The following is a 22,334-nucleotide window of genomic DNA, read 5'->3' on the forward strand; positions in this document are numbered from 1 at the left end:
AAAGGGGCGGGTGCCCACCGCCGCAATCGGTGGGCACCCGCCCTGTCGCACGAAAACCTGATTCCCGCTCTGCGCCGGCCGAATCACTCGTCCTCATCCGCGTCGGCGTCCTCGACGCTCGCACCGGACATCCCCAGGATGATGGAGGGTACGGCGGACGCGGCCAGCATGAGCGTCGTCAGCAGCGCGGGCATCCGCTCGATCATGTCGGGCTGGTTCTGGAAGACGACCATGAGCAGCACGACGGCCATGCCGGCGCCGACCGCGCACTGGTAACCGACGAAGGAGACCTGGTCGCGCAAGACCCGCTCGCGTTCGTCCAGTCCCGCCCGCGGCCGTTCGGCCACACCGCGGGTCATCGAGCGCAGCACGCCCCACAGCAGCAGCCAGAGCACGAAGGCCACGAGCCACCACGAGTCGGAGAACGCGTTGCCGTCCGAGATGAACGACAGCACCACCATGGCCGCGCTCAGCACGCAGAGGGAGAGCGCCACAGGACGCATGGGACTGCGAACCAGATCCGTCGTCTCGTTGGCACCTTGCCGACTCACGAGCGTTCCTCCTTGTTGTACAGCTGGGCGGAGAGCGGGGTGAAGGGCTTGCGGTTGAAGATCGCTTCGACCGGAAGCCCGAACACCTCGCTGAGCCGGAACGCCAGGTCGAGGCTCGGGAAGTAGTTACCCCGCTCGATGGCACCGATGGTCTGCGGGTGCACCTCCACCAGCTTGGCCAGCGCGACGCGGCTGAGGCCGCGCTCCGCGCGGAGCACTCTCAGCTGGTTGTAGATCTGCATTCCCTCGCGATGACTCACTGGGCTCATGGAAAAAACGTAGTAGAAACACAACAGTTCGTCAAGGAACAGCAACAGCTCCGGCAGATGTCAGAGCACCAGCGACATAAGGAAGGTGTCCAGCCGTGACCGCCGACAACGTGCTCCCGAGCGTGCTCGTGCCGAACATGCCGGAGACCCCGGATTCCCTGCGGCCCTACGCCGAGCTGGTCCGCGACACCGGCGTGCGCCGCCTGTGGACAGGGCAGTCGCTCAAGGTGGAGGCGCACCAGGCGTTCGCCCACCTCGCCGGCGCCGGAATACGCGTCCCGGTCGGCCTCAGTGTGACCCTGATGCCCCTGCGCCATCCGTACGAGGCCGCCCTCCAGGCCCGCTCGCTCGCCCTGATGACCGGCCTTCCGGTGGTGGCCGGCTACGGCGTCGGCTCGGCGGCGTTCGTCCGCAGCCTCAACGGACGCCCGTTTCCCAGTCCGCGCACGATGGCCGCGGACTACCTGCGCACGGTCCGGGCCCTGCTCGACGGGGAGATCGTCGACCACGCGGGCGACTACCACAAGCTGCGGGGCCGGCTGATCCCCATGGAGCATCCGCACGTGGAGGTCGGCGTGGGCGTGCTGCGCCCCAACATGGCGCGGACCGCCGGCGGTGCCGCCGATGTCGCCATCACCTGGATGACCCCGCCCGGGTACGTCGCCGAGACCCTGATGCCCGCCTTGGAGGAAGGGGCCAAGGACAGGGACAGGGACACCCGCTGCCGCGTCGCGACCGTCGTCCATGTCGCGGTCGAGCGAGACGGCCGGGACCCGCACGTGCTCGCTCACACGGCCGCCTCCGGGCACCTCACCATGGAGCACTACACGGACATGCTGCGCCGGGCCGGCGTACCCGTCGATCCGGCCGACCCGGTGGCCGGTGCCGCCGCCCTGGTGGACAGTGGCACGTACCTGTACGGCTCGGCCGACCACATCGCCGCCGGGCTGGAGAAATACCGGAACGCCGGTGTGGACGAAGTGATCCTCAACTGCGCCGGAGTGCTGTTCACCGAGGGGCAGGCAGCGGCGTTGCGGGACACCCGGGAGATCATCGAGGCGGTCGGGCGGCGGAACAGTGGCTGAGCCGGTCACTCCCGAGCCGGCAGCGCCCGCCGGGCCGCCGGCGGCGGGACAGCCCTCGGAGACGGAACCCGTCACCGTACGCGAGTACGGGACCCGTTACCTGCGCATCACCGTGCGCTACCACGGGGACGCGGGATTCAGCTGGCTGCGCGCCCCCGGACCGGCCCACACCGCTGCGCAGCGCCTTCCTCCGGCGGCGGCGGGCACGGCACTGCGCCGCGTCGACCGGGCCGTCGGTACGGCCGCGGCCGCCGCCCGCAGCACCGCGCAAGCCCCGCGTGGTGCCCGGCTCGCCCTGGGCGAACCGGCCGCCGGCTCCGCCGCGCAGGACGGTGCGACCCCGCCGGTTCCGGGCGTGCTCTACCGCGTGCAGGGCGCCGTCTCGGTGGCACGGCTGCTGTCCTGTGGCGACGACACCGCCTTCCGGCTCTCGGTCGACGCGCTGGCGGATCTGGGCAGGACCCTGCGGCGGCTGCACCAGGAGCCCTGGCACCTCCCGGAACGGCCGCCCCACACCGGCGTGCGACGGCTTGTGGCCTGGCTCCGCGGAGAGGAGAACGCTCCAGGAGCGACCCGGCTGCGCACACTGGCCCGTACCCGGCTCGGTCCCTCACTGTGGGCACGGCTGACGGACTGGTCCGAGGCCGCGGACGAGCCACCCGGAGGTGGCGCGGTCCTGTTGCACGGTGCGCCCAGCACCGGCTGGCTGGTCCCCTCCCCTGCCGGTGGCCCCGCCGCCCTGCTCACCGGCGAGGAGGTCACCGGGGGCGATCCGGCCCTGGATCTCGGCTGGACCCTCGGCGAATTGCACGAACTGCGCGCCGCCGCCGCCCGTGGCCTCGGCTCCGCGGGAAAGGGCCCACGGGTCGACTACCCGGCCGCGGCCCGCGCCCTGCTCTCCGGTTACACCGGCGCCGACGGTACCGCGGCCGTCCCGCCGGGCACCGCACGCGCGGCCACCCTTCGTCTGGCCATCCACATGCGGGACTTCGCGACGTTCGTCGGCTGGCACGAGGACCTGCGCCACTACTGCGACCTGCTGGCGGAAGCGCTCACCGAGGACGGAGCTCCCTGTCTTCGCTGGCCCACGCCACGATCGTCCGCCGAGGGCGGCCTTCTCGGGCCGTCCCCGGCCCATCCGACTCGACAGCCGACTCAACAGCCGACTCAACAGAGGGAACCGGACACATGTCACGCACGATGAAGTCTTTCGCAGGCGCTTCCCTGCTTTCCCTGGCGCTCGTGGCCCACGGCTCGACCGCCCACGCGGCCGCGGGGTGGTCCGTCTCCCACGCGACGGCCGCCGCGTCGGGAACGACCCGGCCCGTGGACTCGGGAGGTGTGTCCGCGCCGGGGCTCGCTGTCGAGGGCGAGCTCAGCAACTCCGGCTCCGGGTGCTACACGCTCTGGATCCAGTGGACGGCGGACCTGACCGTGGGACCACCGATCAAGATGGGCACCCAGTGCGGTCCCGGTTCCGTCCCGGTCCGGTTCCAGAAGCCGGGCGGTCTGGGGACGACCTGGGTCAAGATCTGCCGCGACACGCAGCACACGGACTGCAGCCCCATCCAGTACCTGTGACCAGGCGGGCCGCCTGAGGTCAGACGCCCCACGCGGATCCGCCCGGACTTCGTCCGCGCCCGACAGTCCCCCCTCGGCCGAGCGCAGGCGGACCGGCCCCGCTGTCCCCTCCCCCGTGGCAGCAGGGCCTCGACAGCCCCTCGTCGGCGACCCGAGGAGGGGCTGTCGGCTGTCGTCAGCTGTCGGTGACGACCGTCGTCGTCACCGTCACGGCGACGATCACCGCCAGCGCCTCCTCCGCTGCCCGTACGACCTGGCGCACCGCCGTCGCGGACCACTGGCCGTGCGCGATCGACTCCATGACCGCCCGGACCTCGCGCACGTCGGCGTCCGGGACGGCCATTCGGTGCAGTTTGGCTCCGTGCACCAGGGCCACCAGGGACGCCGTACGCTCGTCCGGCACCGCTCCTCGAAGGACGACCGCGTCGAGCCGCTGCCGTACCGCCGCCTCCGCCGAGCCGTCGGCCTCGGGATAGCGGCGCACGGAGAAGAGGCCGAGCACCTTCTTCTTCTCCTCCCGGACCAGACCCTTCTCGATCAGGCCGCGGTTCGCCCAGGCCAGCGCGTCCGCCTTCAGCCGGGTGATCCAGTCCCTGGTCCTGCCCGGCTTGTCCCTGCCGGCGATGTCGGCGAGTGCCGCGTCGAGGGCGGGGTCGCCCAGCGGCGTGGCGTCGACGACGGTCACCTTGTCGTCGGTCACATCGATCCGGCCGGCCAGCGCCAGCTCCACCAGTAAGGCAGCGGAGATCGCCGGCGCCACCTTCGCCGACTCCTTCGCCGCGCCGGACTCGTCGTCCAGCGAGAGGAGCAGGAGCTGCTCGCCCAGCGTCGTCGGGGTTTCCGTGGGGGGTTGCATCGGTGTGTGCATGCCCACAGTCTCCGTGCTCGACTGCTCACCCGGCGAAGGAGTGGCCGGTAGCGGTCAGTGGTTGCGCGGGAAGCCCAGGTCCACGCCCGCCGGGGCGTCGGCCGGGTCCGGCCAGCGGGTGGTGACGACCTTGCCGCGGGTGTAGAAGTGCGTGCCGTCGTTGCCGTAGATGTGGTGGTCGCCGAAGAGCGAGTCCTTCCAGCCGCCGAAGGAGTGGTAGCCCACGGGGACCGGGATCGGGACGTTCACGCCGACCATGCCGGCCTCGACCTCCAGCTGGAAGCGGCGGGCCGCGCCGCCGTCCCGGGTGAAGATCGCGGTGCCGTTGCCGAACGGCGAGGCGTTGACGATGTCCAGGGCCTCTTCGTAGGTCTCGGTGCGCAGCACGCACAGGACCGGGCCGAAGATCTCGTCCTGGTAGGCCTTCGCGGACGTGGGCACCTTGTCCAGCAGCGAGATGCCGATCCAGTGGCCGTCCTCGAAGCCGTCGACGGTGTGGCCGGTGCCGTCCAGGACCACCTCGCAGCCCTCGGCCGCCGCGCCCTCGACGTAGGAGGCCACCTTGTCGCGGTGCACCTTGGTGATGAGCGGGCCCATCTCGGACGCCGGGTCGTCGCCGGGCCCGATCTTGATCTTCTCGGCGCGCTCGCGGATCTTCTCCACCAGTTCGTCGCCGATCGAGCCGACGGCGACGACCGCGGAGATGGCCATGCAGCGCTCGCCGGCGGAGCCGTAGGCGGCCGAGACGGCGGCGTCGGCGGCCGCGTCGAGGTCGGCGTCGGGCAGGACCAGCATGTGGTTCTTGGCGCCGCCCAGGGCCTGGACGCGCTTGCCGTTGGCGGAGGCGGTGGTGTGGATGTAGCGGGCGATGGGGGTCGAGCCGACGAAGGAGACGGCCTTGACGTCCGGGTGCTCCAGGAGGCGGTCGACGGCCACCTTGTCGCCGTGGACGACGTTGAAGACGCCGTCCGGCAGGCCCGCCTCCGACAGCAGTTCGGCGATCTTGATCGAGGCCGACGGGTCCTTCTCGGACGGCTTCAGCACGAAGGTGTTGCCGCACGCGATGGCGATGGGGAACATCCACATCGGCACCATCGCCGGGAAGTTGAACGGGGTGATGCCCGCGACGACGCCGAGCGGCTGGCGGATCGAGGACACGTCGACGCGGCTGGCGACCTGCGTGGACAGCTCGCCCTTCAGCTGGACGTTGATGCCGCAGGCCAGGTCGACGATCTCCAGGCCGCGCGCGACCTCGCCGAGTGCGTCGCTGTGCACCTTGCCGTGCTCGGCGGTGATCAGCTCGGCGATCGCGTCGCGGTTGGCGTCCAGCAGCGCGCGGAACTTGAACAGGATCGAGGTGCGCTGGGCCAGCGAGGACTGGCCCCAGGTCAGGTAGGCCTCCTTGGCGGCGGCGACCGCCGCGTCCACCTCGTCGACCGAGGCGAACGCGACCTTCGTCGTCACCTCGCCGGTCGCCGGGTTGGTCACCGGCCCGTGCGTGCCCGAGGCGCCTTCGACGGTCTTGCCGCCGATCCAGTGGTTGACGATCTTCGTCATGGCCGGGAACTCCTTCACAGATGGCGGCGTCGGGTGGAGACGTGCCGTTCGTACAGCTCACGTGCCTTGACCGCGGACGGCCGTGTCGCGGTTTCGGCCACGGGTACATCCCACCAGGCCTGGGCGGGAGGCGCGCCCGACACTGTGTCTGCCGTTTGGGTCTCGACGTAGACACATGTGGGAGTGTCGGCCGCCCGGGCCTCGGCGAGGGCCTGCCGCAGGTCCCGGACGGTCTTCGCGCGCAGCACGCGCATGCCGAGGCTGGCCGCGTTGGCGGCGAGGTCCACGGGCAGCGGCGGCCCCGAGTACGAGCCGTCCTCGGACGGGTAGCGGTAGGCGGTGCCGAACCGCTCGCCGCCCACCGACTCCGACAGCCCGCCGATGGACGCGTAGCCGTGGTTCTGGATGATCAGGACCTTGATCGCGATGCCTTCCTGCACGGCCGTCACGAGCTCCGTCGGCATCATCAGGTACGTGCCGTCACCGACCAGCGCCCACACGGGCCGGTCCGGGGCGGCCATCTTCACGCCGATGGCGGCGGGGATCTCGTAGCCCATGCAGGAGTAGCCGTACTCCAGGTGGTACTGGTCGGGCGACCGCGTCCGCCACAGTTTGTGCAGGTCGCCGGGGAGGGAGCCGGCGGCGTTGATCAGGATGTCCGACTCGTCGGCGAGTTCGTCCAGGGCGCCGAGGACCTGGGGCTGGGTGGGGCGGGTGTCCGGTTCGTCGACCTCGTAGCAGGCGTCTACGCGCTGCTCCCAGCGTTCCTTGTCCTCGGTGTACTCGGTGGCGTACGACGGAGCGACCCGGTGGCCGTGCATCCCCAGCCTCCCGGTCAGCTCCTCCAGGCCGGTGCGGGCGTCCGCGATCAACGGCTGCCCGGCGAGCTTGTGGCCGTCGAAGGGCGCGATGTTGAGGTTGAGGAACCGGACGTCCGGGTTCGCGAACAGCGTCCCCGAGGCGGTGGTGAAGTCCGTGTACCTGGTCCCCACGCCGATCACCAGATCCGCCGTGCGGGCGAGTTCGTCCGCCGTCGCCGTGCCGGTGTGGCCGATGCCGCCGACGTCCTGGGGGTGGTCGTGGCGCAGGGAGCCCTTGCCGGCCTGGGTGGAGGCGACCGGGATGCCGGTGGTCTCGGCGAACTCGGCGAGGGCCTCCTCGGCGCGGCTGTGGTGGACGCCGCCGCCCGCGACGACCAGCGGCCGCTTCGCCGCCCGGATCGCCCGCACGGCCTCGGCCAGTTCCGTCGGGTCGGTGCCCGGACGCCGTACGGTCCAGAGCCGCTCGGCGAAGAACTCCTCGGGCCAGTCGTACGCCTCGGCCTGCACGTCCTGGGGCAGGGCGAGGGTGACGGCGCCGGTCTCGACGGGGTCGGTGAGCACGCGCATCGCGCTGAGCGCCGAGGGGATCAGGGCCTCGGGCCGGGTGATCCGGTCGAAGTACCTCGACACCGGGCGCAGGCAGTCGTTGACCGACACATCACCCGCGTACGGCACTTCGAGCTGCTGGAGGACCGGGTCGGCGGGGCGGGCGGCGAAGACGTCGCCGGGCAGGAGCAGCACCGGCAGGTGGTTGATGGTCGCGAGGGCGGCGCCGGTGACGAGATTGGTGGCGCCCGGGCCGATGGAGGTCGTCACCGCCTGGGTGGACAGGCGGCCCGACTGCCGGGCGTAGCCGACCGCCGCGTGCACCATGGCCTGTTCGTTGCGGCCCTGGTGGTACGGCATCGCCGCGGTGTGCTCCAGGAGCGCCTGGCCGATGCCGGCGACGTTGCCGTGGCCGAAGATGCCCCAGGTGGCGCCGATGAGCCGCTGCCGCACGCCGTCGCGTTCGGTGTACTGGGCGGCGAGGAAGCGGACGAGGGCCTGGGCCACCGTCAGCCTGGTCGTCTGCTCGGTCATCGGTACCCCTCTGCGCTCTCTGCGTGGTCCGGGTGGAAGCAGATCCGCCACTCCCGCGTCTCGCCCGGGCCCGCCATCACATTCAGGTAGTACATGTCGTGGCCGGGCTGGGCGATCGACGGGCCGTGCCAGCCGTCGGGGACGAGGACGGCGTCGCCGGAGCGGACCTCGGTGAGCACGTCGGATCCGCCCTCACGCGAGGGGAACACGCGCTGGTAGCCGAACCCGTACGGGCCGTCGATCTCGAAGTAGTAGATCTCCTCCAGCTCGGATTCCTCGCCCGGCCGGTGCTCGTCGTGCTTGTGCGGCGGGTACGAGGACCAGTTGCCGCCGGGTGTGATCACCTCGACCGCGATGAGCTTGTCGCAGTCGAAGGCGTCGGCGGAGGCGAAGTTGCGGACGCTGCGCCGGCAGGTGCCGCTGCCGCGTTCCTCGACGGGGACCTCCGGCGCGGGGCCGTAGCGGGCGGGGAGTTGTCGCTCGCACTTCGCTCCTGCCAAAGCAAAGCGGCCTCCCGCGCCGGAGGCGATCTGGACCCGGGCGTCACGGGGCGCGTACGCGAAGTCGGTGACCGACGCGAACACGCTCTCCCTGCCCGAGAGGGGGAACTCCTCGTCTTCGACGCGCACGGTGCACGCGCCCTTCAGGGGCAGCACGATCCACTCGCTGTCCCCGGTGGTGAAGGTGTGGGTGCCGCCCGGTGACAGCTCCACGATCCGCAGACTGCTGTGCGTCCAGCCGGCCCGCTTGGGGTCGATGTCCAGGACGTAGTTCAGGCCGGCGGTGGTGCCCTTGGGGACGTACAGCTCACTGGTCATGCCACGGCCCTCACAGCAGTCCGACGGCGGTGTCCACGGCGGCGGCCACATCGCCGTCCGCGGGGTACAGCAGCGAACGCCCCACCACCAGCCCGCACACGGTGGGCAGTTGGAGGGCACCGCGCCACTTCTCGTACGCCCCGTCCTGGTCGTCGCCCACCTCGCCGCCCAGCAGCACGGCGGGCAGGGTGGAGGTCGCCATGACCTCGGCCATGTCGTCGGGGTTCTCGGTGACGGGGACCTTCAGCCAGGTGTAGGCGGAACTGCCGCCGAGGCCCGAGGCGATGGCGATCGACTTGGTGACGGCGTCGGCGGAGAGGTCGTTGCGCAGCCGGCCCGTCTCGTCGCGGCTGCTGAGGAACGGCTCGACGAAGACGGGGAGTTTCCGGGCGGCCATGGCGTCGACGGCCCGGGCGGTGGACTCCAGGGTGGTGAGCGAGCCCGGGTCGTCGTAGTCGATGCGCAGAAGGAGCTTGCCCGCGTCGAAGCCCAGGCGCTCGATGTCCTCGGGGCGGTGGCCGGTGAAGCGGTCGTCGAGTTCGAAGCTCGCGCCCTGGAGGCCGCCGCGGTTCATCGAGCCCAGGACGACCTTGCCGTCGAGGGCGCCGAGCAGCAGCAGGTCGTCGAGGATGTCGGCGGTGGCGAGGACGCCGTCCACGCCCGGGCGGGACAGAGCCAGGCAGAGGCGTTCGAGCAGGTCGGCGCGGTTGGCCATGGCCATGCTGCGGTCGCCGACGCCGAGGGCGCCGCGCGCCGGGTGGTCGGCGGCGACGATCATCAGGCGGCCGCTCGTGTTCAGCAGCGGCCTCCGGGGGCGGCGGGCCGCGGCTTCGGCGATCGCCTCCGGGCGGTGGCTGCGCAGACGGACGAGTTCGCAGACGTCGATGGTCACTGGACGGCCCCCGCGGTGACGGCTGCCTCGATCTCGCCCGGGGTGGGCATCGCGGAGGAGCACTCCAGGCGGGAGGCGACGATGGCGCCGGCGGCGTTGGCGTGCCGCATGATCTTCTCCAGGTCCCAGCCGGCCAGCAGGCCGTGGACGAGACAGCCGCCGAAGGCGTCGCCGGCGCCGAGGCCGTTGAGGACGTTCACCGGCAGCGGCGGGACCTCGGCACTCTCGCCGGCGCTGTTCACCGCGAGGACGCCCTTGGGGCCCTGCTTGACGACGGCCAGCTCGACACCGGCGTCCAGCAGGGCGCGGGCGGCGGCGTGGGGTTCGCGCACGCCCGTGGCGACCTCCACCTCGTCGAGGTTGCCTACGGCGACGGTGGTGTGGCGCAGGGCCTCGGTGTAGAAGGGGCGGGCCGCGTCCGCCCCGCGGCGGGAGCCGTTGAGGTCACGCGTCCAGAACATGGGGCGCCAGTCGAGGTCGAAGACCGTCGTGCCGGCCTTGGCGCGGTGGGTGAGGGCCGCGAGGGTCGCCGTACGGCTGGGCTCCTCGCTCAGGCCCGTGCCCGTGACCCAGAAGACGCCGGCGTCGCGGATCGCGTCGAGGTCGAGCTCGTGGGCGTCGATCTCCAGGTCGGGGGCCTTGGGCTGCCGGTAGAAGTACAGCGGGAAGTCGTCCGGCGGGAAGACCTCGCAGAAGGTGACCGGGGTGGGCAGGCCGGGGACCGGGGTGACCCAGCGGTCGTCCACTCCGAAGCCCTTCAGGGCCTCGTGGAGGTAGGTGCCGAAGGGGTCGTCGCCGGTGCGGGTGATCACCGCGGTCCGCCGTCCCAGGCGGGCCGCGGCGACCGCGACGTTGCTCGCCGAGCCGCCGAGGAACTTGCCGAACGACGTGACCTGCGGCAACGGGACGCCCGTCTGGAGCGGATACAGATCCACCCCGATCCGCCCCATGGTGATCAGGTCGTAGGCCATCGGTGTCCCCTCGGTGCTCGGCTCTCCCCGGCTTTGTAGCCCCCTCTCGAAGCCATGTCAATGTTTTGTCCGGACATTCGGACCAGATCATGACAGCGCTTTCCGCATCCGCACGTCCGTGTCCCACAGTTCCGTAGTCTTCAGCCGCGCGGCCCGCCCCGCCTCTCCGGACGGCTGACGGACGGGCGCGGGGGCCGCGTCAAGGCGCCCCGCCGACACTTCGGCGGGCGTCTTTGCCCCGGTTGTGTCACAAACGCCCCTCGCTCGTCACACATGTCGCGTGTACGCCGTTCTTCCGTCACACCCGGCGCACAGGCCCTGCCCTGTGCCGGCGGGCGTCGTTGACCGGGCACAGGCTTGTTGATCGCCAGCGCAGCGCCCGGCTCCCCCGGACGGCCGTCCACGGCCGCAGCCGTGGTGCGCGCGGGGAGGTGCACGTCATGACCGACCGAAGGCTCTGGTCCTACAAGGAGATCGCGGCACACATCCGGGTGCAGCCGGACACCGTCCGGTCCTACCGCAAGCACGGGCTGCTGCCCCCGCCCGACCACGTCGAGAGCGGCAAGCCCTACTGGTACGCCGACACGGTCCGGGCGTGGGTCGCCTCCAGGCCCGGCAACCGCGGCCGAAGAGACGACTGATCCCCCCAGGCCACGCCCTCGTGCCCCACCCGTGCGTGGGGCACCGTCGTCTGCCGGTGCGTCAGCTCCACGGCTCGATGACCGTCGCCCCCGCTCCCGGCGCCGTGCCCATCGCCGCCAGCGCGGACGGGACCTCGTCCAGTGCGATCGTGGACGTCACCAGCAGGTCGGGGCGCAGCACTCCGCTGCGGACCAGCTCCAGCATCGGCGGGTAGCCGTGCGCGGCCATGCCGTGGCTGCCGAGCAGTTCGAGCTCCAGGGCGATCGCGCGGGCCATCGGCACGGGCGTCGTGCCGGCCGGCGAGGGCAGCAGCCCGACCTGGACGTGCCGGCCGCGGCGGCGCAGGCCGTTCACGGAGGCGGCGCAGGTGCCGGGTGAGCCCAGGGCGTCGAGGGAGAGATGGGCGCCACCGCCGGTCAGTTCGCGGACCGCGGCCGCGGTGTCCGGCACGGCCGTCGCGTCGACGCTGTGCGCCGCCCCGAACTTCCGCGCCAGCTCCAGGGCGCCGGGCGACACGTCGACGGCCACGACCCGGGCGCCCGAGGCGGCCGCGATCATCACGGCCGAGAGGCCGACCCCGCCGCAGCCGTGCACCGCCACCCACTCCCCCGCCGCGACCCGGCCCTGCCGCACCACCGCCCGGTACGCCGTGGCGAACCGGCAGCCGAGTGAGGCCGCCGTGGCGAAGGACAACTCCCGGGGCAGTGCCACGAGGTTCACGTCGGCGTGGTCCAGCGCCACGTACTGGGCGAAGGAGCCCCAATGGGTGAAACCGGGCTGGGTCTGGCGCTCGCACACCTGGTGGTCGCCCGCCGCGCAGGACGGGCAGGTGCCGCACGCGCAGATGAACGGCACGGTGACCCGGTCGCCGGGCCGCCACCCGGTCACCCGGGCGCCGACCGCCTCGACGACCCCGGCGAGTTCGTGTCCGGGCACGTGCGGCAGTGCGATGTCCGGGTCGTGGCCCTGCCATCCGTGCCAGTCGCTGCGGCACAGGCCCGTGGCCTCGACCCGCACGACCACCCCGTGCTCCGCGGGCTCCGGGTCCGCGACCTCCCGCACCTCGGCCGCTTCCCCGTACCGCTCGAACACCACGGCCCGCATGGACCCACCCTCTTCCGTTCGTGTCGTGCCCGGTCCTCCCGGGACGCTGGGTACCCTCGCACCCCCGGGCGTTCAGGGCCACGGGGGATGCCGGCGGTGCGCTGAGGGACACGGCCCGTCCGGGCACCCCACCCTGCGGTGGGGCGTCGTGCGGTGATACCCCCTAGGGGTACAGTGGAGTGTGTGGGTCCCCAGCGGACCCCACAGCCCCACATGCCTCGACGAGGAGTAACGACATGACCGCCCAGACCGACACCACGGGCCCCGTCACCACCGTCTTCAAGGTGAGCGGCATGAGCTGCGGACACTGCGAGGGCGCGGTCTCCGGCGAGATCTCCCAGATCTCCGGCGTGAGTTCGGTGACGGCCGTCGCCAAGACCGGCGAGGTCACCGTCGTCTCGGCGGCCCCGCTCGACGACGAATCCGTGCGTGCCGCCGTCGACGAGGCCGGCTTCGAACTGGCCGGCCGGGCCTGAGCAACCCGGGTCCGGCAGCCGGCCACGTCTAGACGCGCCGGTCCTGGCACTCGTACCCGGGTACGGGCCGTACGCAGCCGCCCCGGCCCGTACGGCCCGCTCCGCTTCCCGGGCGCCCCGCATCTCTGGAGTGAGGACATGACCAGCACCACCGCCCAGGCACCGGCGGGCCCCGAACCGGCCCTCGCCGAGGTCGAGCTGCTCATCGGCGGGATGACGTGCGCCTCCTGCGCGGCCCGCGTCGAGAAGAAGCTCAACCGCATGGACGGCGTCACGGCCACGGTGAACTACGCGACGGAGAAGGCCCGGGTCGCCTACCCCGAGGGCACCGAGGTCGCCGATCTGATCGCCACCGTGGTGAAGACCGGGTACACCGCCGAGGAACCCGCGCCCCCGCGGGAGGAGACCTCGGCCGTCGAGGAGGAGGACCCCGAACTGTCGGCCCTCCGCCGGCGCCTCACCGTCTCCGCCGTTCTCGCCCTGCCCGTGATCGTGCTGGCGATGATCCCCGCTCTCCAGTTCGACAACTGGCAGTGGCTCTCGCTCGTGCTCGCCGCCCCGGTCGTGGTCTGGGGCGGGCTGCCCTTCCACCGGGCGGCCTGGACCAACGCCCGGCACGGCGCCGCCACCATGGACACGCTGGTCTCCCTCGGCACCCTGGCCGCGTTCGGCTGGTCACTGTGGGCGCTGTTCCTCGGCGACGCGGGCATGCCGGGCATGCGGCACCCCTTCGAGTTCACGGTCTCGCGCGGGGACGGCGCCTCCTCGATCTACCTGGAGGTCGCCTCGGGGGTCACCGCCTTCATCCTGCTGGGCCGCTACCTGGAGGCACGCTCCAAGCGGCGCGCGGGAGCCGCGCTCAGGGCGCTGATGGACCTGGGCGCCAAGGACGTGGCCGTGCTGCGGGACGGGCGCGAGGTGCGGATCCCGGCGCGGCGCCTGGCCGTCGGCGACCGGTTCGTCGTACGGCCCGGCGAGAAGATCGCCACCGACGGCACGGTCGTCGAGGGCGCCTCCGCGGTGAACGCCTCGATGCTGACCGGCGAGTCGCTGCCGGTGGACGTGACGGCCGGGGACCCGGTCACCGGCGCGACCGTCAACGCGGGCGGCCGGCTGGTCGTCGAGGCCACCCGGGTCGGCGCCGACACCCGGCTCGCACGGATGGCGAAGCTGGTGGAGGACGCGCAGAACGGCAAGGCCGAGGTGCAGCGGCTCGCCGACCGGATCTCCGGGATCTTCGTGCCTGCGGTGCTGCTGATCGCCGTCGCCACGGCCGGGGCCTGGCTCGGGCTGACGGGCGACGGTGTCGCCGCGTTCACCGCGGCCGTCGCGGTCCTGATCATCGCCTGCCCGTGCGCCCTGGGGCTGGCGACGCCGACCGCGCTGCTGGTCGGCACGGGCCGTGGCGCCCAGCTCGGCATTCTCATCAAGGGCCCGGAGGTCCTGGAGTCCACGCGCCGGGTCGACACCGTCGTCCTGGACAAGACCGGCACCGTCACCACCGGCCGGATGAGCCTCCTGGAGGTCCACGTCGCCGAAGGCACCGACGAGAAGGAGGTGCTGCGGCTCGCGGGCGCCGTCGAGCACGCCTCCGAGCACCCCGTCGCCCACGCGATCGCCCGGGGCGCCGAGGAGAGGGCCGGGCAGCTCCCGGACGTCGAAGGGTTCGAGAACGTCCCCGGGCGGGGCGTACGCGGGCGTGTGGAAGGCCGTGACGTCGCCGTGGGGCGGCTCTTCGGCGACGTGCCGCCGGAGCTGGCCCGCGCCCGGGACGAGGCCGAGCAGGCCGGGCATACGGCCGTCGTGGCGGGCTGGGACGGGACGGCGCAGGCCGTTCTGACCGTGGCGGACGCGGTCAAGGAGACCAGCGCCGAGGCCGTGCGCGCGCTGCGCGCGCTGGGACTCACGCCGGTGCTGCTGACCGGGGACAACCGGGCGGTGGCCGAGACGGTGGCGGCAGCCGTGGGGATCGAGCAGGTGGTGGCGGAGGTCCTGCCCGAGGACAAGGTCGACGCGGTACGGCGGCTGCAGGCCGAGGGGCGGGTCGTGGCCATGGTGGGCGACGGCGTCAACGACGCGGCCGCGCTCGCCACCGCCGACCTGGGACTCGCCATGGGCACCGGCACGGACGCCGCGATCGAGGCGGGCGATCTCACGCTGGTCCGCGGCGATCTGCGGGTGGCGGCGGACGCGATCCGGCTGTCCCGCCGGACGCTGGCCACGATCAAGGGCAATCTCGTGTGGGCCTTCGGCTACAACGTGGCCGCGCTGCCGCTGGCCGCCGCGGGCCTGCTGAATCCGATGATCGCGGGGGCGGCGATGGCCTTCTCGTCGGTCTTCGTCGTCACGAACAGTCTGCGACTGCGGACATTTCGGTGAAGTGCCCCGAATTACCCCTACGTTCACCGCGAACGTGATTTGAGCCCCTCTGGAGTCCCGGGCTCGGCTCACATAAGCTCTTCACAAGGCTCGCGCAGCATCCTTACGCTTGGGTCTCGAACGGCATATCCGGGCTCTTGCACATCCAACGGACATGAGCGAGAGACGCAGATCACAGTGATGTGAACGTAACCATCGAAGGGGTTCGAAGGTCTAAGTTGACGATGTCAGGGAGCGTCTTGGGGGGCGCCACCTGGCATCTGGAGATGTCTTGGGGGACCTCTCCAGAGATGCGTTGCCGGGGCACGTACACCGGGAAGCTTTGAGCGGCCCTCCCGGGCGTGCGTTGTCCCGGCAGATCGCACCCCAGCACTACGACGAGTTCTGCTCGTTCTGCTCAAACAGCGATTCAGGCGCTGTCCTCACAGACGCCCGGCCGGATCCCGTGGGGGGAATCCGTACCGGGACTGGGAAGGCGCCCTGGTCGTCGGCCCGTGGGGGGACCGGCGCCGGGGCGCCTTCTTTATTGCGTAAGAAATCGCGTAAGAGATCACGCGAGAGCCCCCGCATCCGGCAACCGGATGCGGGGGCTCGAGCGGTACCGCGCCTCAGGGCTCCTGGGCGGCGGTCTCAGCGCTCCTCGACGGGAACGAAGTCGCGCTCGACCACGCCCGTGTAGATCTGGCGCGGGCGGCCGATGCGGGAGCCCGGCTCCTTGATCATCTCGTGCCACTGGGCGATCCAGCCCGGCAGGCGGCCGAGGGCGAACAGGACCGTGAACATCTCGGTCGGGAAGCCCATGGCCCGGTAGATCAGGCCGGTGTAGAAGTCGACGTTCGGGTAGAGGCTGCGCGAGACGAAGTAGTCGTCGGAGAGCGCGTGCTCCTCCAGCTTCAGCGCGATGTCCAGCAGCTCGTCGGACTTGCCGAGCGCGGAGAGCACGTCGTGCGCGGCGGCCTTGATGATCTTGGCGCGCGGGTCGAAGTTCTTGTAGACCCGGTGGCCGAAGCCCATCAGCCGGACGCCGTCCTCCTTGTTCTTCACCTTGCGGATGAAGGAGTCGACGTCACCGCCGGAGTCGCGGATGCCCTCCAGCATCTCCAGCACCGACTGGTTGGCGCCGCCGTGCAGCGGGCCCCACAGGGCGTTGATGCCGGCGGAGATCGAGGCGAACATGTTCGCCTGCGAGGAGCCCACCAGGCGGACCGTGGAGGTCGAGCAGTTCTGCTCGTGGTCCGCGTGCAGGATCAGCAGCTTGTCGAGCGCGGAGACCACGGTCGGGTCCAGCTCGTACTCCTGCGCCGGGACCGAGAAGGTCATGCGGAGGAAGTTCTCGACGTAGCCGAGGTCGTTGCGCGGGTAGACGAACGGGTGACCGATCGACTTCTTGTACGCGTACGCGGCGATCGTCGGGAGCTTGGCGAGCAGCCGGATGGTGGAGAGGTTGCGCTGGCGCTCGTCGAACGGGTTGTGGCTGTCCTGGTAGAACGTGGACAGCGCCGAGACGACCGAGGACAGCATGGCCATCGGGTGGGCGTCGCGCGGGAAGCCCTTGTAGAAGTTCTTGACGTCCTCGTGCAGCAGGGTGTGCTGCGTGATGTCGTTCTTGAACGACGAGAGCTCGTCGACCGTCGGCAGCTCGCCGTTGATCAGCAGGTAGGCGACCTCCAGGAAGGTGGAGCGCTCGGCCAGCTGCTCGATCGGGTAGCCGCGGTACCGCAGGATGCCCGCTTCGCCGTCCAGGTAGGTGATCGCGGATTTGTACGCGGCGGTGTTGCCGTAACCGCTGTCCAGCGTCACCAGACCGGTCTGGGCGCGGAGCTTTCCGATGTCGAAGCCCTTGTCACCGACGGTGCTGTCGATCACCGGGTAGGTGTACTCGCCGTCGCCGTACCGCAGTACTACAGAGTTGTCGCTCACGTCTTCCCTCACCGACGTTGTGCCTCATCTTCGAGGTTGCCCTGACTGTCTCTACCATCCCCCACTTGGCTCAGGAGAGTGCACTCGGGGTCGACCATCGGGCCTATCGACGGCACTGAGTGCCGTCAACTTGCTCATCCTGCCCCCTGTGTTCCCCTTCCGGAAGTGCCTTGTGACCTTCACGACTCATTTGATCGATCATTTTTCGCTGAACCGAGCCGGAAGTCGAGTGCCGTGCACCGCCGGCCCGCCGAAACCGTGCGCACCGCCTGGCCGATCGCCTTGCGCGATCCGACGAGGACGACCAGCTGCTTGGCCCGGGTGACCGCCGTGTAGAGCAGGTTCCGCTGGAGCATCATCCAGGCTCCCGTGGTGACCGGGATGACGACCGCCGGGTACTCGCTGCCCTGGGAGCGGTGGATCGTCACGGCGTACGCGTGGGCCAGCTCGTCGAGCTCGTCGAACTCGTACGGCACCTCCTCGTCCTCGTCCGTGAGCACCGTCAGGCGCTGGTCGACCGGGTCGAGCGAGGTCACCACACCGACGGTGCCGTTGAAGACGCCGTTCTCGCCCTTCTCGTAATTGTTGCGAATCTGGGTGACCTTGTCGCCGACGCGGAAGACCCGTCCGCCGAATCTCTTCTCGGGCAGGTCGGGGCGGCCCGGGGTGACGGCCTGCTGGAGCAGGCCGTTGAGGGTTCCCGCGCCGGCCGGGCCCCGGTGCATGGGGGCCAGGACCTGCACGTCCCGGCGGGGGTCCAGCCCGAACTTGGCCGGAATGCGGCGGGCCGCCACATCGACGGTGAGCCGGCCGGCGGCCTCCGTGTCGTCCTCGACGAAGAGGAAGAAGTCCTTCATGCCGTCCATGAGCGGGTGTTGGCCGGCGTTGATCCGGTGCGCGTTGCTCACCACACCCGACTGCTGGGCCTGGCGGAAGACCCGGGTGAGACGGACGGCGGGGATCGGGCCGCCGTCGGCCAGGAGGTCCCGGAGGACCTCGCCCGCACCGACGCTGGGCAGCTGGTCCACGTCCCCCACGAAGAGCAGGTGCGCTCCCGGCGGGACCGCCTTGACCAGCTTGTTGGCGAGGAGCAGGTCCAGCATGGACGCCTCGTCGACCACCACCAGGTCGGCGTCCAGCGGGCGCTCCCGGTCGTAGGCCGCGTCACCGCCGGGCTTGAGCTCCAGCAGGCGGTGGACGGTGGAGGCCTCCGCACCGGTGAGCTCGGACAGGCGCTTGGCGGCCCGGCCCGTGGGGGCGGCGAGCACGACCTTCGCCTTCCTGGCGCGGGCCAGCTCCACGATCGAGCGGACCGTGAAGGACTTGCCGCAGCCGGGGCCGCCGGTGAGGACGGCGACCTTCTCGGTCAGCGCCAGCTTGACGGCGGCCTCCTGCTCGGGCGCGAGATCGGTGCCCGTACGCCCCTTCAGCCAGCTCAGCGCCTTGTCCCAGGCCACGGTCCGAAAGCCCGGCATCCGGTCCTCCCCGGTGCGCAGCAGGCGCAGCAGCTGGGCGGAGAGGGAGAGTTCGGCGCGGTGGAAGGGGACGAGGTAGATCGCGGTGACGGGCTCCCCGCCGTCGGGGCCCGGCACCTTCTCCCGTACGACACCGGGGTCCTCGCCGTCCTGAGGGGGTTCGGCCAGTTCGGCCAGGCATTCGATGACCAGTCCCGTGTCGACCTGGAGGAGCTTGACCGCGTCCTTGATCAGCTGCTCCTCCGGGAGGAAGCAGTGCCCCTGGTCGGTGGACTGGGACAGCGCGTACTGCAAGCCCGCCTTGACGCGCTCCGGGCTGTCGTGCGGGATGCCGACGGACTGGGCGATCTTGTCGGCGGTGAGGAAGCCGATGCCCCAGACGTCGGACGCGAGCCGGTACGGCTGGTTCCTCACGACCGAGATCGAGGCGTCGCCGTACTTCTTGTAGATGCGCACGGCGATGGACGTGGAGACCTCGACCGTCTGGAGGAAGAGCATGACCTCCTTGATGGCCTTCTGCTCCTCCCAGGCGTCGGCGATCTTCTTGGTGCGCTTGGGGCCGAGCCCGGGGACCTCGATGAGCCGCTTGGGCTCCTCCTCGATGATCGTGAGGGTGTCCGTCCCGAAGTGCTGCGTGATGCGGTCGGCGAAGACCGGGCCGATGCCCTTGACCAGGCCCGAGCCGAGGTAGCGGCGGATGCCCTGGACGGTGGCCGGCAGGACCGTCGTGTAGTTCTCGACGTGGAACTGCTTGCCGTACTGCGGGTGGGAGCCCCAGCGGCCCTCCATGCGCAGGGACTCGCCGACCTGTGCGCCGAGCAGCGCGCCGACGACCGTGAGCAGGTCGCCGCCGCCTCTGCCGGTGTCGACCCGGGCGACCGTGTAGCCGTTCTCCTCGTTGGCGTACGTGATGCGTTCGAGTACGCCTTCCAGTGTGGCCAGTCGCCGCTCGCCCGCCTGGGCGGCCCCCGCCTGATCGGTCATGATCCGACGGTACCGCCCGGGTACGACAGTGCGGCGGGGCGATCCGCCGACGGACGTGGAATAAAGCGACCGATCAGTATGCGGTCAGGTGCCCACTTTTCACGGTGCATTCACAGGAGAGCTTGAAGCTTTACAGTTCAAGCATCGAAGGGGACCCTTTTGCGAATCTTTGCCGTGAAAGAATTCGGGGGTTCATCAAAAAAGGGGGCGGAGTCGATTCCGAAGCGAGCGTGATGCCGATGCGTCCCCCAGGCCCGAGCACCCCCCGCCGCGTGGAGACCGCGGGCGCGCTTCTCGTCGGCCTGTGCGCTGTCAGCACGTTGACGCTGCTCGTGATGGCCCCGGCGGTTTCGGGGGACCATACGATCGTGGCTCCGGGGCGTTCCGCGCCGAACGGGAACACCCCCGGCCCTCCCCCGCCGAACCGGCCACCCATGCCGGAATTCCACCCGCTCCCGAGCCCGGGACCGGGCTGATTCCGCCCTGCCCTTTTCCCTTTCCGCCGCCCCGAATGACGACGAGGAACGATGTCACCCCAGGCCCAGAGCGTCGCCCTGTGGATCATGTCCCTGGCCATCAACATCGCGGCGGCGTGCGCGGGGATCGTATGGGGCTGGGAGGCCTTCGCGCAGTTCCTGCTGCCGGCGTTCGGGTCGGTGGTCGGGGCGTCGATGGTGAGCTACAGCCTGCGGCGGTGAGGACACCGGCCGGAGCGCCGCCCGTACGTCATATCGAGATATCGGTTCGAGCACGTGCGCGACATCGAGGAGGACGACGGAGGTCTCACCCGCGTGCTCACAGCCTGCCGAAGATCACTCCGCGCCACGTCCAGCCCGCGGTGAGAACGACCTCGGTGAGGGGGTCGCGCAGCTCCGCGCTGTCGAAGCGGTAGGTCTCCGTCGCCTCGAGGCGGCCGCTCTCCCCCCGGCCGATCGTGTAGTGGCGGGAGACGGTCCTGTCGGGCCCGCGCGTGTACTGCCGGGAGACCTGCAACCGCGGCGGGTCGCCGACCCGGGTGACCTCCCGTCCCTCCTCGACGACACGCACCTCGTGGTTCTCCCGGACCAGGCGCATCCGGAACCGGACGGCGCGCGTCAACTGCGACCGGACGAAGAGGTCCTGCCAGGCCGGCTCGGCCGTCCGCCACTCCGCGACCAGGTCGGCGCCCTGCGCGGCACCGTCGCGGACGACGTACGGGACGTCGGGGCGGCCCAGAGCGAGCAGGGCCGTCCGCACCTCCTCGGCCGGACGCGGAGCGACACCGTCGGCGGGGTATCCGGTCCCGGTCAGCTTGTCGAAGAGGCGCATGGTGTCAACCTAGGGCGGGCCGAGGCCGCCCCGGCAGGGGGCCCTCAAGAATCCGGCAAGAATTTCTTACTCCGCCGTGCAACCCTTTCCGCCCTCGCGGGGTCGTACTAGGCGTCAGGACTTCTGGAGGGGGATCCGGGGGGATCGCGGGGGTTCCTGACGGGAGGGGAAAAGCCGAGGGGGCCCGGTCGACGGACCGGGCCCCCTCGAAACCGTTCGGGGCTCTCACAAGCCGTTCCGGGGTGTCAGAAGAAGACCCCGCACCTCAGCAGGACGTTCGCGTACGGCCGTGCCTCGCCCGTGCGGACGACCAGCCGGGCCCCCGCCGACAGCTCTTTGAGCCGCTCGTGCGAGACGAGGTCCAGCCCGGGGAAGTGCCCCTCCAGCAGCGCGGACGCCTCCGGGTTGGCTTCCCGCAGCTCCCGCGCCGCCGTCGCCCCCTCGACCACCAGCTCGGCCAGCAGCCCGTCCAGCACCTCCGCGAACGCCGGCACGCCGGCCCGGAAGGCCAGGTCCACCACCCGGGGGCCGTCGGGTATGGGCATGCCCGCGTCGCACACCAGCACCCCGTCGCCGTGGCCCAGTTCGGCCAGCGCACCGGCGAGGTGACGGTTCAGTATTCCGGCCTTCTTCATGAACCGGCGACCTCCGCCGCCGTCGGGAAGGACGCCTGCGCGCCCTCCTTCGTCACGGTCGCGGCACCCACCCGCGCCGCGTACGCCGCCGCCCGGGCGAGGGACTCGCCCGCCCCCAGCCGGTAGGCCAGCGCGGCGGTGAAGGAGTCGCCCGCTCCCGTCGTGTCCACCGCGTCCACCTTCACCGACGGCACCCGCGAGACGCCCTCCGCCGACGCCACCAGTGCGCCCTGCGCGCCCAGCGTCACCACCACCGACTTCGGCCCCTTGGCGAGGAGGATCCGCGCCCAGTCCTCGGGGGTGTCCCCCACGGCGGAGTCGCCCAGGATCACCTTCGCCTCGTGCTCGTTCACGATCAGCGGGTCGCAGGCCGCCAGCACCTCCTGCGGAAGGGGGCGCGGCGGTGAGGGGTTCAGGACGAAACGGCTCCCCGGCGCGAGGTTCCGTACGACCTCCACCACCGACTCCAGCGGGATCTCCAGCTGAGCCGACACCACCCGGGAGCTCTGGAAGAGGCACCCGGCGGCGCTGACGTCCTCCGGGGTGAGGCGGCCGTTCGCGCCGGGCGAGACGACGATGCTGTTGTCCCCGGACGGGTCGACCGTGATCAGCGCGACCCCGGTGGGCGCGCCGCCCACCAGGACCCCCACCGTGTCGACGCCCGCCGCGCGCTGCGAGTCCAGCAGCAGCCGGCCGTGCGCGTCGTCGCCGACCCGGGCCAGCAGCGCCGTACGGGCACCGAGCCGGGCGGCGGCGACGGCCTGGTTCGCCCCCTTGCCGCCCGGGTGGACGGCCAGGTCGGAGCCGAGCACGGTCTCGCCGGCACCGGGCCGGCGCTCCACTCCGATCACCAGGTCGGCGTTGGCCGACCCCACGACCAGGAGGTCGTAGTCGTACATGAGTCGTCTCCCCACGTGA

General features: G+C 71.3%; 21 protein-coding genes. 7 read left to right on the plus strand and 14 right to left on the minus strand.

The features are described from left to right. Positions 1–83: 83 nt before the first annotated feature. Together ACIRDU_RS05415 and ACIRDU_RS05420 are read right to left on the minus strand one after the other, a co-directional pair. A complete protein-coding gene (locus tag ACIRDU_RS05415; RefSeq protein ID WP_403574719.1) occupies positions 84–551 on the minus strand; it encodes a hypothetical protein in 468 nt (155 codons plus the stop codon). Then, positions 548–820: a helix-turn-helix transcriptional regulator gene (locus ACIRDU_RS05420; RefSeq protein WP_403574722.1), complete on the minus strand. Its 273-nt coding sequence runs from the start codon at positions 818–820 to the stop codon at positions 548–550. Before ACIRDU_RS05420 ends, ACIRDU_RS05415 begins: the two co-directional genes overlap by 4 nt. Positions 821–915: 95 nt before the next feature. On the opposite strand from ACIRDU_RS05420, the gene ACIRDU_RS05425 reads away from it, so the two are divergent. The 3 genes from ACIRDU_RS05425 to ACIRDU_RS05435 are packed head-to-tail and all read left to right on the plus strand — an operon-like array spanning position 916 to position 3,486. After that, a complete protein-coding gene (locus ACIRDU_RS05425) occupies positions 916–1,905 on the plus strand; it encodes an LLM class flavin-dependent oxidoreductase (protein WP_403574724.1) in 990 nt (329 codons plus the stop codon). Next, on the plus strand, positions 1,898–3,109 hold the full coding sequence (locus ACIRDU_RS05430; protein ID WP_403574727.1) for a hypothetical protein: 1,212 nt from the start codon (positions 1,898–1,900) through the stop codon (positions 3,107–3,109). Before ACIRDU_RS05425 ends, ACIRDU_RS05430 begins: the two co-directional genes overlap by 8 nt. Next, on the plus strand, positions 3,106–3,486 hold the full coding sequence (locus ACIRDU_RS05435; RefSeq protein WP_403574730.1) for a hypothetical protein: 381 nt from the start codon (positions 3,106–3,108) through the stop codon (positions 3,484–3,486). Before ACIRDU_RS05430 ends, ACIRDU_RS05435 begins: the two co-directional genes overlap by 4 nt. A 175-nt stretch (positions 3,487–3,661) precedes the next feature. On the opposite strand, the gene ACIRDU_RS05440 is transcribed toward ACIRDU_RS05435, so the two are convergent. The 6 genes from ACIRDU_RS05440 to iolC are packed head-to-tail and all read right to left on the minus strand — an operon-like array spanning position 3,662 to position 10,493. Then, complete coding sequence (locus tag ACIRDU_RS05440) at positions 3,662–4,354, minus strand: GPP34 family phosphoprotein (protein WP_403574733.1); 693 nt, start codon at positions 4,352–4,354, stop codon at positions 3,662–3,664. Between the two features lie 54 nt (positions 4,355–4,408). Further along, a complete protein-coding gene (mmsA, locus tag ACIRDU_RS05445; RefSeq protein WP_403574736.1) occupies positions 4,409–5,911 on the minus strand; it encodes a CoA-acylating methylmalonate-semialdehyde dehydrogenase in 1,503 nt (500 codons plus the stop codon). Between the two features lie 14 nt (positions 5,912–5,925). Beyond that, positions 5,926–7,812: a 3D-(3,5/4)-trihydroxycyclohexane-1,2-dione acylhydrolase (decyclizing) gene (gene iolD / locus ACIRDU_RS05450; protein ID WP_403574739.1), complete on the minus strand. Its 1,887-nt coding sequence runs from the start codon at positions 7,810–7,812 to the stop codon at positions 5,926–5,928. Beyond that, entirely contained in the window at positions 7,809–8,630 is an 822-nt protein-coding gene (gene iolB / locus ACIRDU_RS05455; RefSeq protein ID WP_403574742.1) for a 5-deoxy-glucuronate isomerase, read from the minus strand. The genes iolD and iolB overlap by 4 nt, the downstream gene beginning before the upstream one ends. A gap of 10 nt (positions 8,631–8,640) precedes the next feature. After that, on the minus strand, positions 8,641–9,522 hold the full coding sequence (locus tag ACIRDU_RS05460) for a deoxyribose-phosphate aldolase (protein WP_403574744.1): 882 nt from the start codon (positions 9,520–9,522) through the stop codon (positions 8,641–8,643). Next, entirely contained in the window at positions 9,519–10,493 is a 975-nt protein-coding gene (iolC, locus tag ACIRDU_RS05465) for a 5-dehydro-2-deoxygluconokinase (RefSeq protein ID WP_403574747.1), read from the minus strand. The genes ACIRDU_RS05460 and iolC overlap by 4 nt, the downstream gene beginning before the upstream one ends. Positions 10,494–10,933: 440 nt before the next feature. On the opposite strand from iolC, the gene ACIRDU_RS05470 reads away from it, so the two are divergent. Next, a complete protein-coding gene (locus ACIRDU_RS05470) occupies positions 10,934–11,134 on the plus strand; it encodes an AlpA family transcriptional regulator (protein WP_019065707.1) in 201 nt (66 codons plus the stop codon). 61 nt (positions 11,135–11,195) lie between these two features. Here ACIRDU_RS05470 and ACIRDU_RS05475 read toward each other — a convergent pair whose 3' ends face one another. Further along, the gene (locus ACIRDU_RS05475; RefSeq protein ID WP_403574749.1) at positions 11,196–12,239 is read right to left on the minus strand and encodes a zinc-dependent alcohol dehydrogenase family protein; all 1,044 of its coding nucleotides are present in this window, start codon (positions 12,237–12,239) and stop codon (positions 11,196–11,198) included. A 236-nt stretch (positions 12,240–12,475) separates the two neighbouring features. Between ACIRDU_RS05475 and ACIRDU_RS05480 the strand changes: the two genes are divergently transcribed. Next, positions 12,476–12,715, plus strand: coding sequence for a heavy-metal-associated domain-containing protein (locus tag ACIRDU_RS05480; RefSeq protein ID WP_403574751.1), 240 nt, complete (start codon positions 12,476–12,478; stop codon positions 12,713–12,715). 138 nt (positions 12,716–12,853) lie between these two features. Next, positions 12,854–15,094, plus strand: a complete 2,241-nt coding sequence (locus ACIRDU_RS05485; protein WP_403574754.1) for a heavy metal translocating P-type ATPase — start codon at positions 12,854–12,856, stop codon at positions 15,092–15,094. A gap of 630 nt (positions 15,095–15,724) precedes the next feature. Here ACIRDU_RS05485 and ACIRDU_RS05490 read toward each other — a convergent pair. Both ACIRDU_RS05490 and ACIRDU_RS05495 read right to left on the minus strand, forming a co-directional pair. After that, positions 15,725–17,014, minus strand: coding sequence for a citrate synthase (locus ACIRDU_RS05490; RefSeq protein ID WP_020273567.1), 1,290 nt, complete (start codon positions 17,012–17,014; stop codon positions 15,725–15,727). 179 nt (positions 17,015–17,193) lie between these two features. Then, positions 17,194–19,473 (minus strand): ATP-dependent RecD-like DNA helicase, encoded by a 2,280-nt coding sequence (locus tag ACIRDU_RS05495; protein ID WP_403574757.1) that lies wholly within the window; start codon positions 19,471–19,473, stop codon positions 17,194–17,196. Between the two features lie 527 nt (positions 19,474–20,000). On the opposite strand from ACIRDU_RS05495, the gene ACIRDU_RS05500 reads away from it, so the two are divergent. Further along, on the plus strand, positions 20,001–20,171 hold the full coding sequence (locus ACIRDU_RS05500; RefSeq protein ID WP_391293869.1) for a hypothetical protein: 171 nt from the start codon (positions 20,001–20,003) through the stop codon (positions 20,169–20,171). Positions 20,172–20,268: 97 nt separating this feature from the next. On the opposite strand, the gene ACIRDU_RS05505 is transcribed toward ACIRDU_RS05500, so the two are convergent. The 3 genes from ACIRDU_RS05505 to ACIRDU_RS05515 all read right to left on the minus strand — a co-directional run bounded on the left by ACIRDU_RS05505 (position 20,269) and on the right by ACIRDU_RS05515 (position 22,315). Continuing rightward, positions 20,269–20,781, minus strand: a complete 513-nt coding sequence (locus tag ACIRDU_RS05505; RefSeq protein WP_403574760.1) for a hypothetical protein — start codon at positions 20,779–20,781, stop codon at positions 20,269–20,271. A gap of 245 nt (positions 20,782–21,026) precedes the next feature. Continuing rightward, positions 21,027–21,416 (minus strand): D-ribose pyranase, encoded by a 390-nt coding sequence (gene rbsD / locus ACIRDU_RS05510; protein WP_403574763.1) that lies wholly within the window; start codon positions 21,414–21,416, stop codon positions 21,027–21,029. After that, entirely contained in the window at positions 21,413–22,315 is a 903-nt protein-coding gene (locus ACIRDU_RS05515; RefSeq protein ID WP_403574766.1) for a ribokinase, read from the minus strand. The genes rbsD and ACIRDU_RS05515 overlap by 4 nt, the downstream gene beginning before the upstream one ends. Between the last annotated feature and the right edge of the window lie 19 nt (positions 22,316–22,334).

The sequence above is a fragment of the Streptomyces sp. NPDC093598 genome, from assembly GCF_044764825.1.
Lineage (GTDB): Bacteria > Actinomycetota > Actinomycetes > Streptomycetales > Streptomycetaceae > Streptomyces.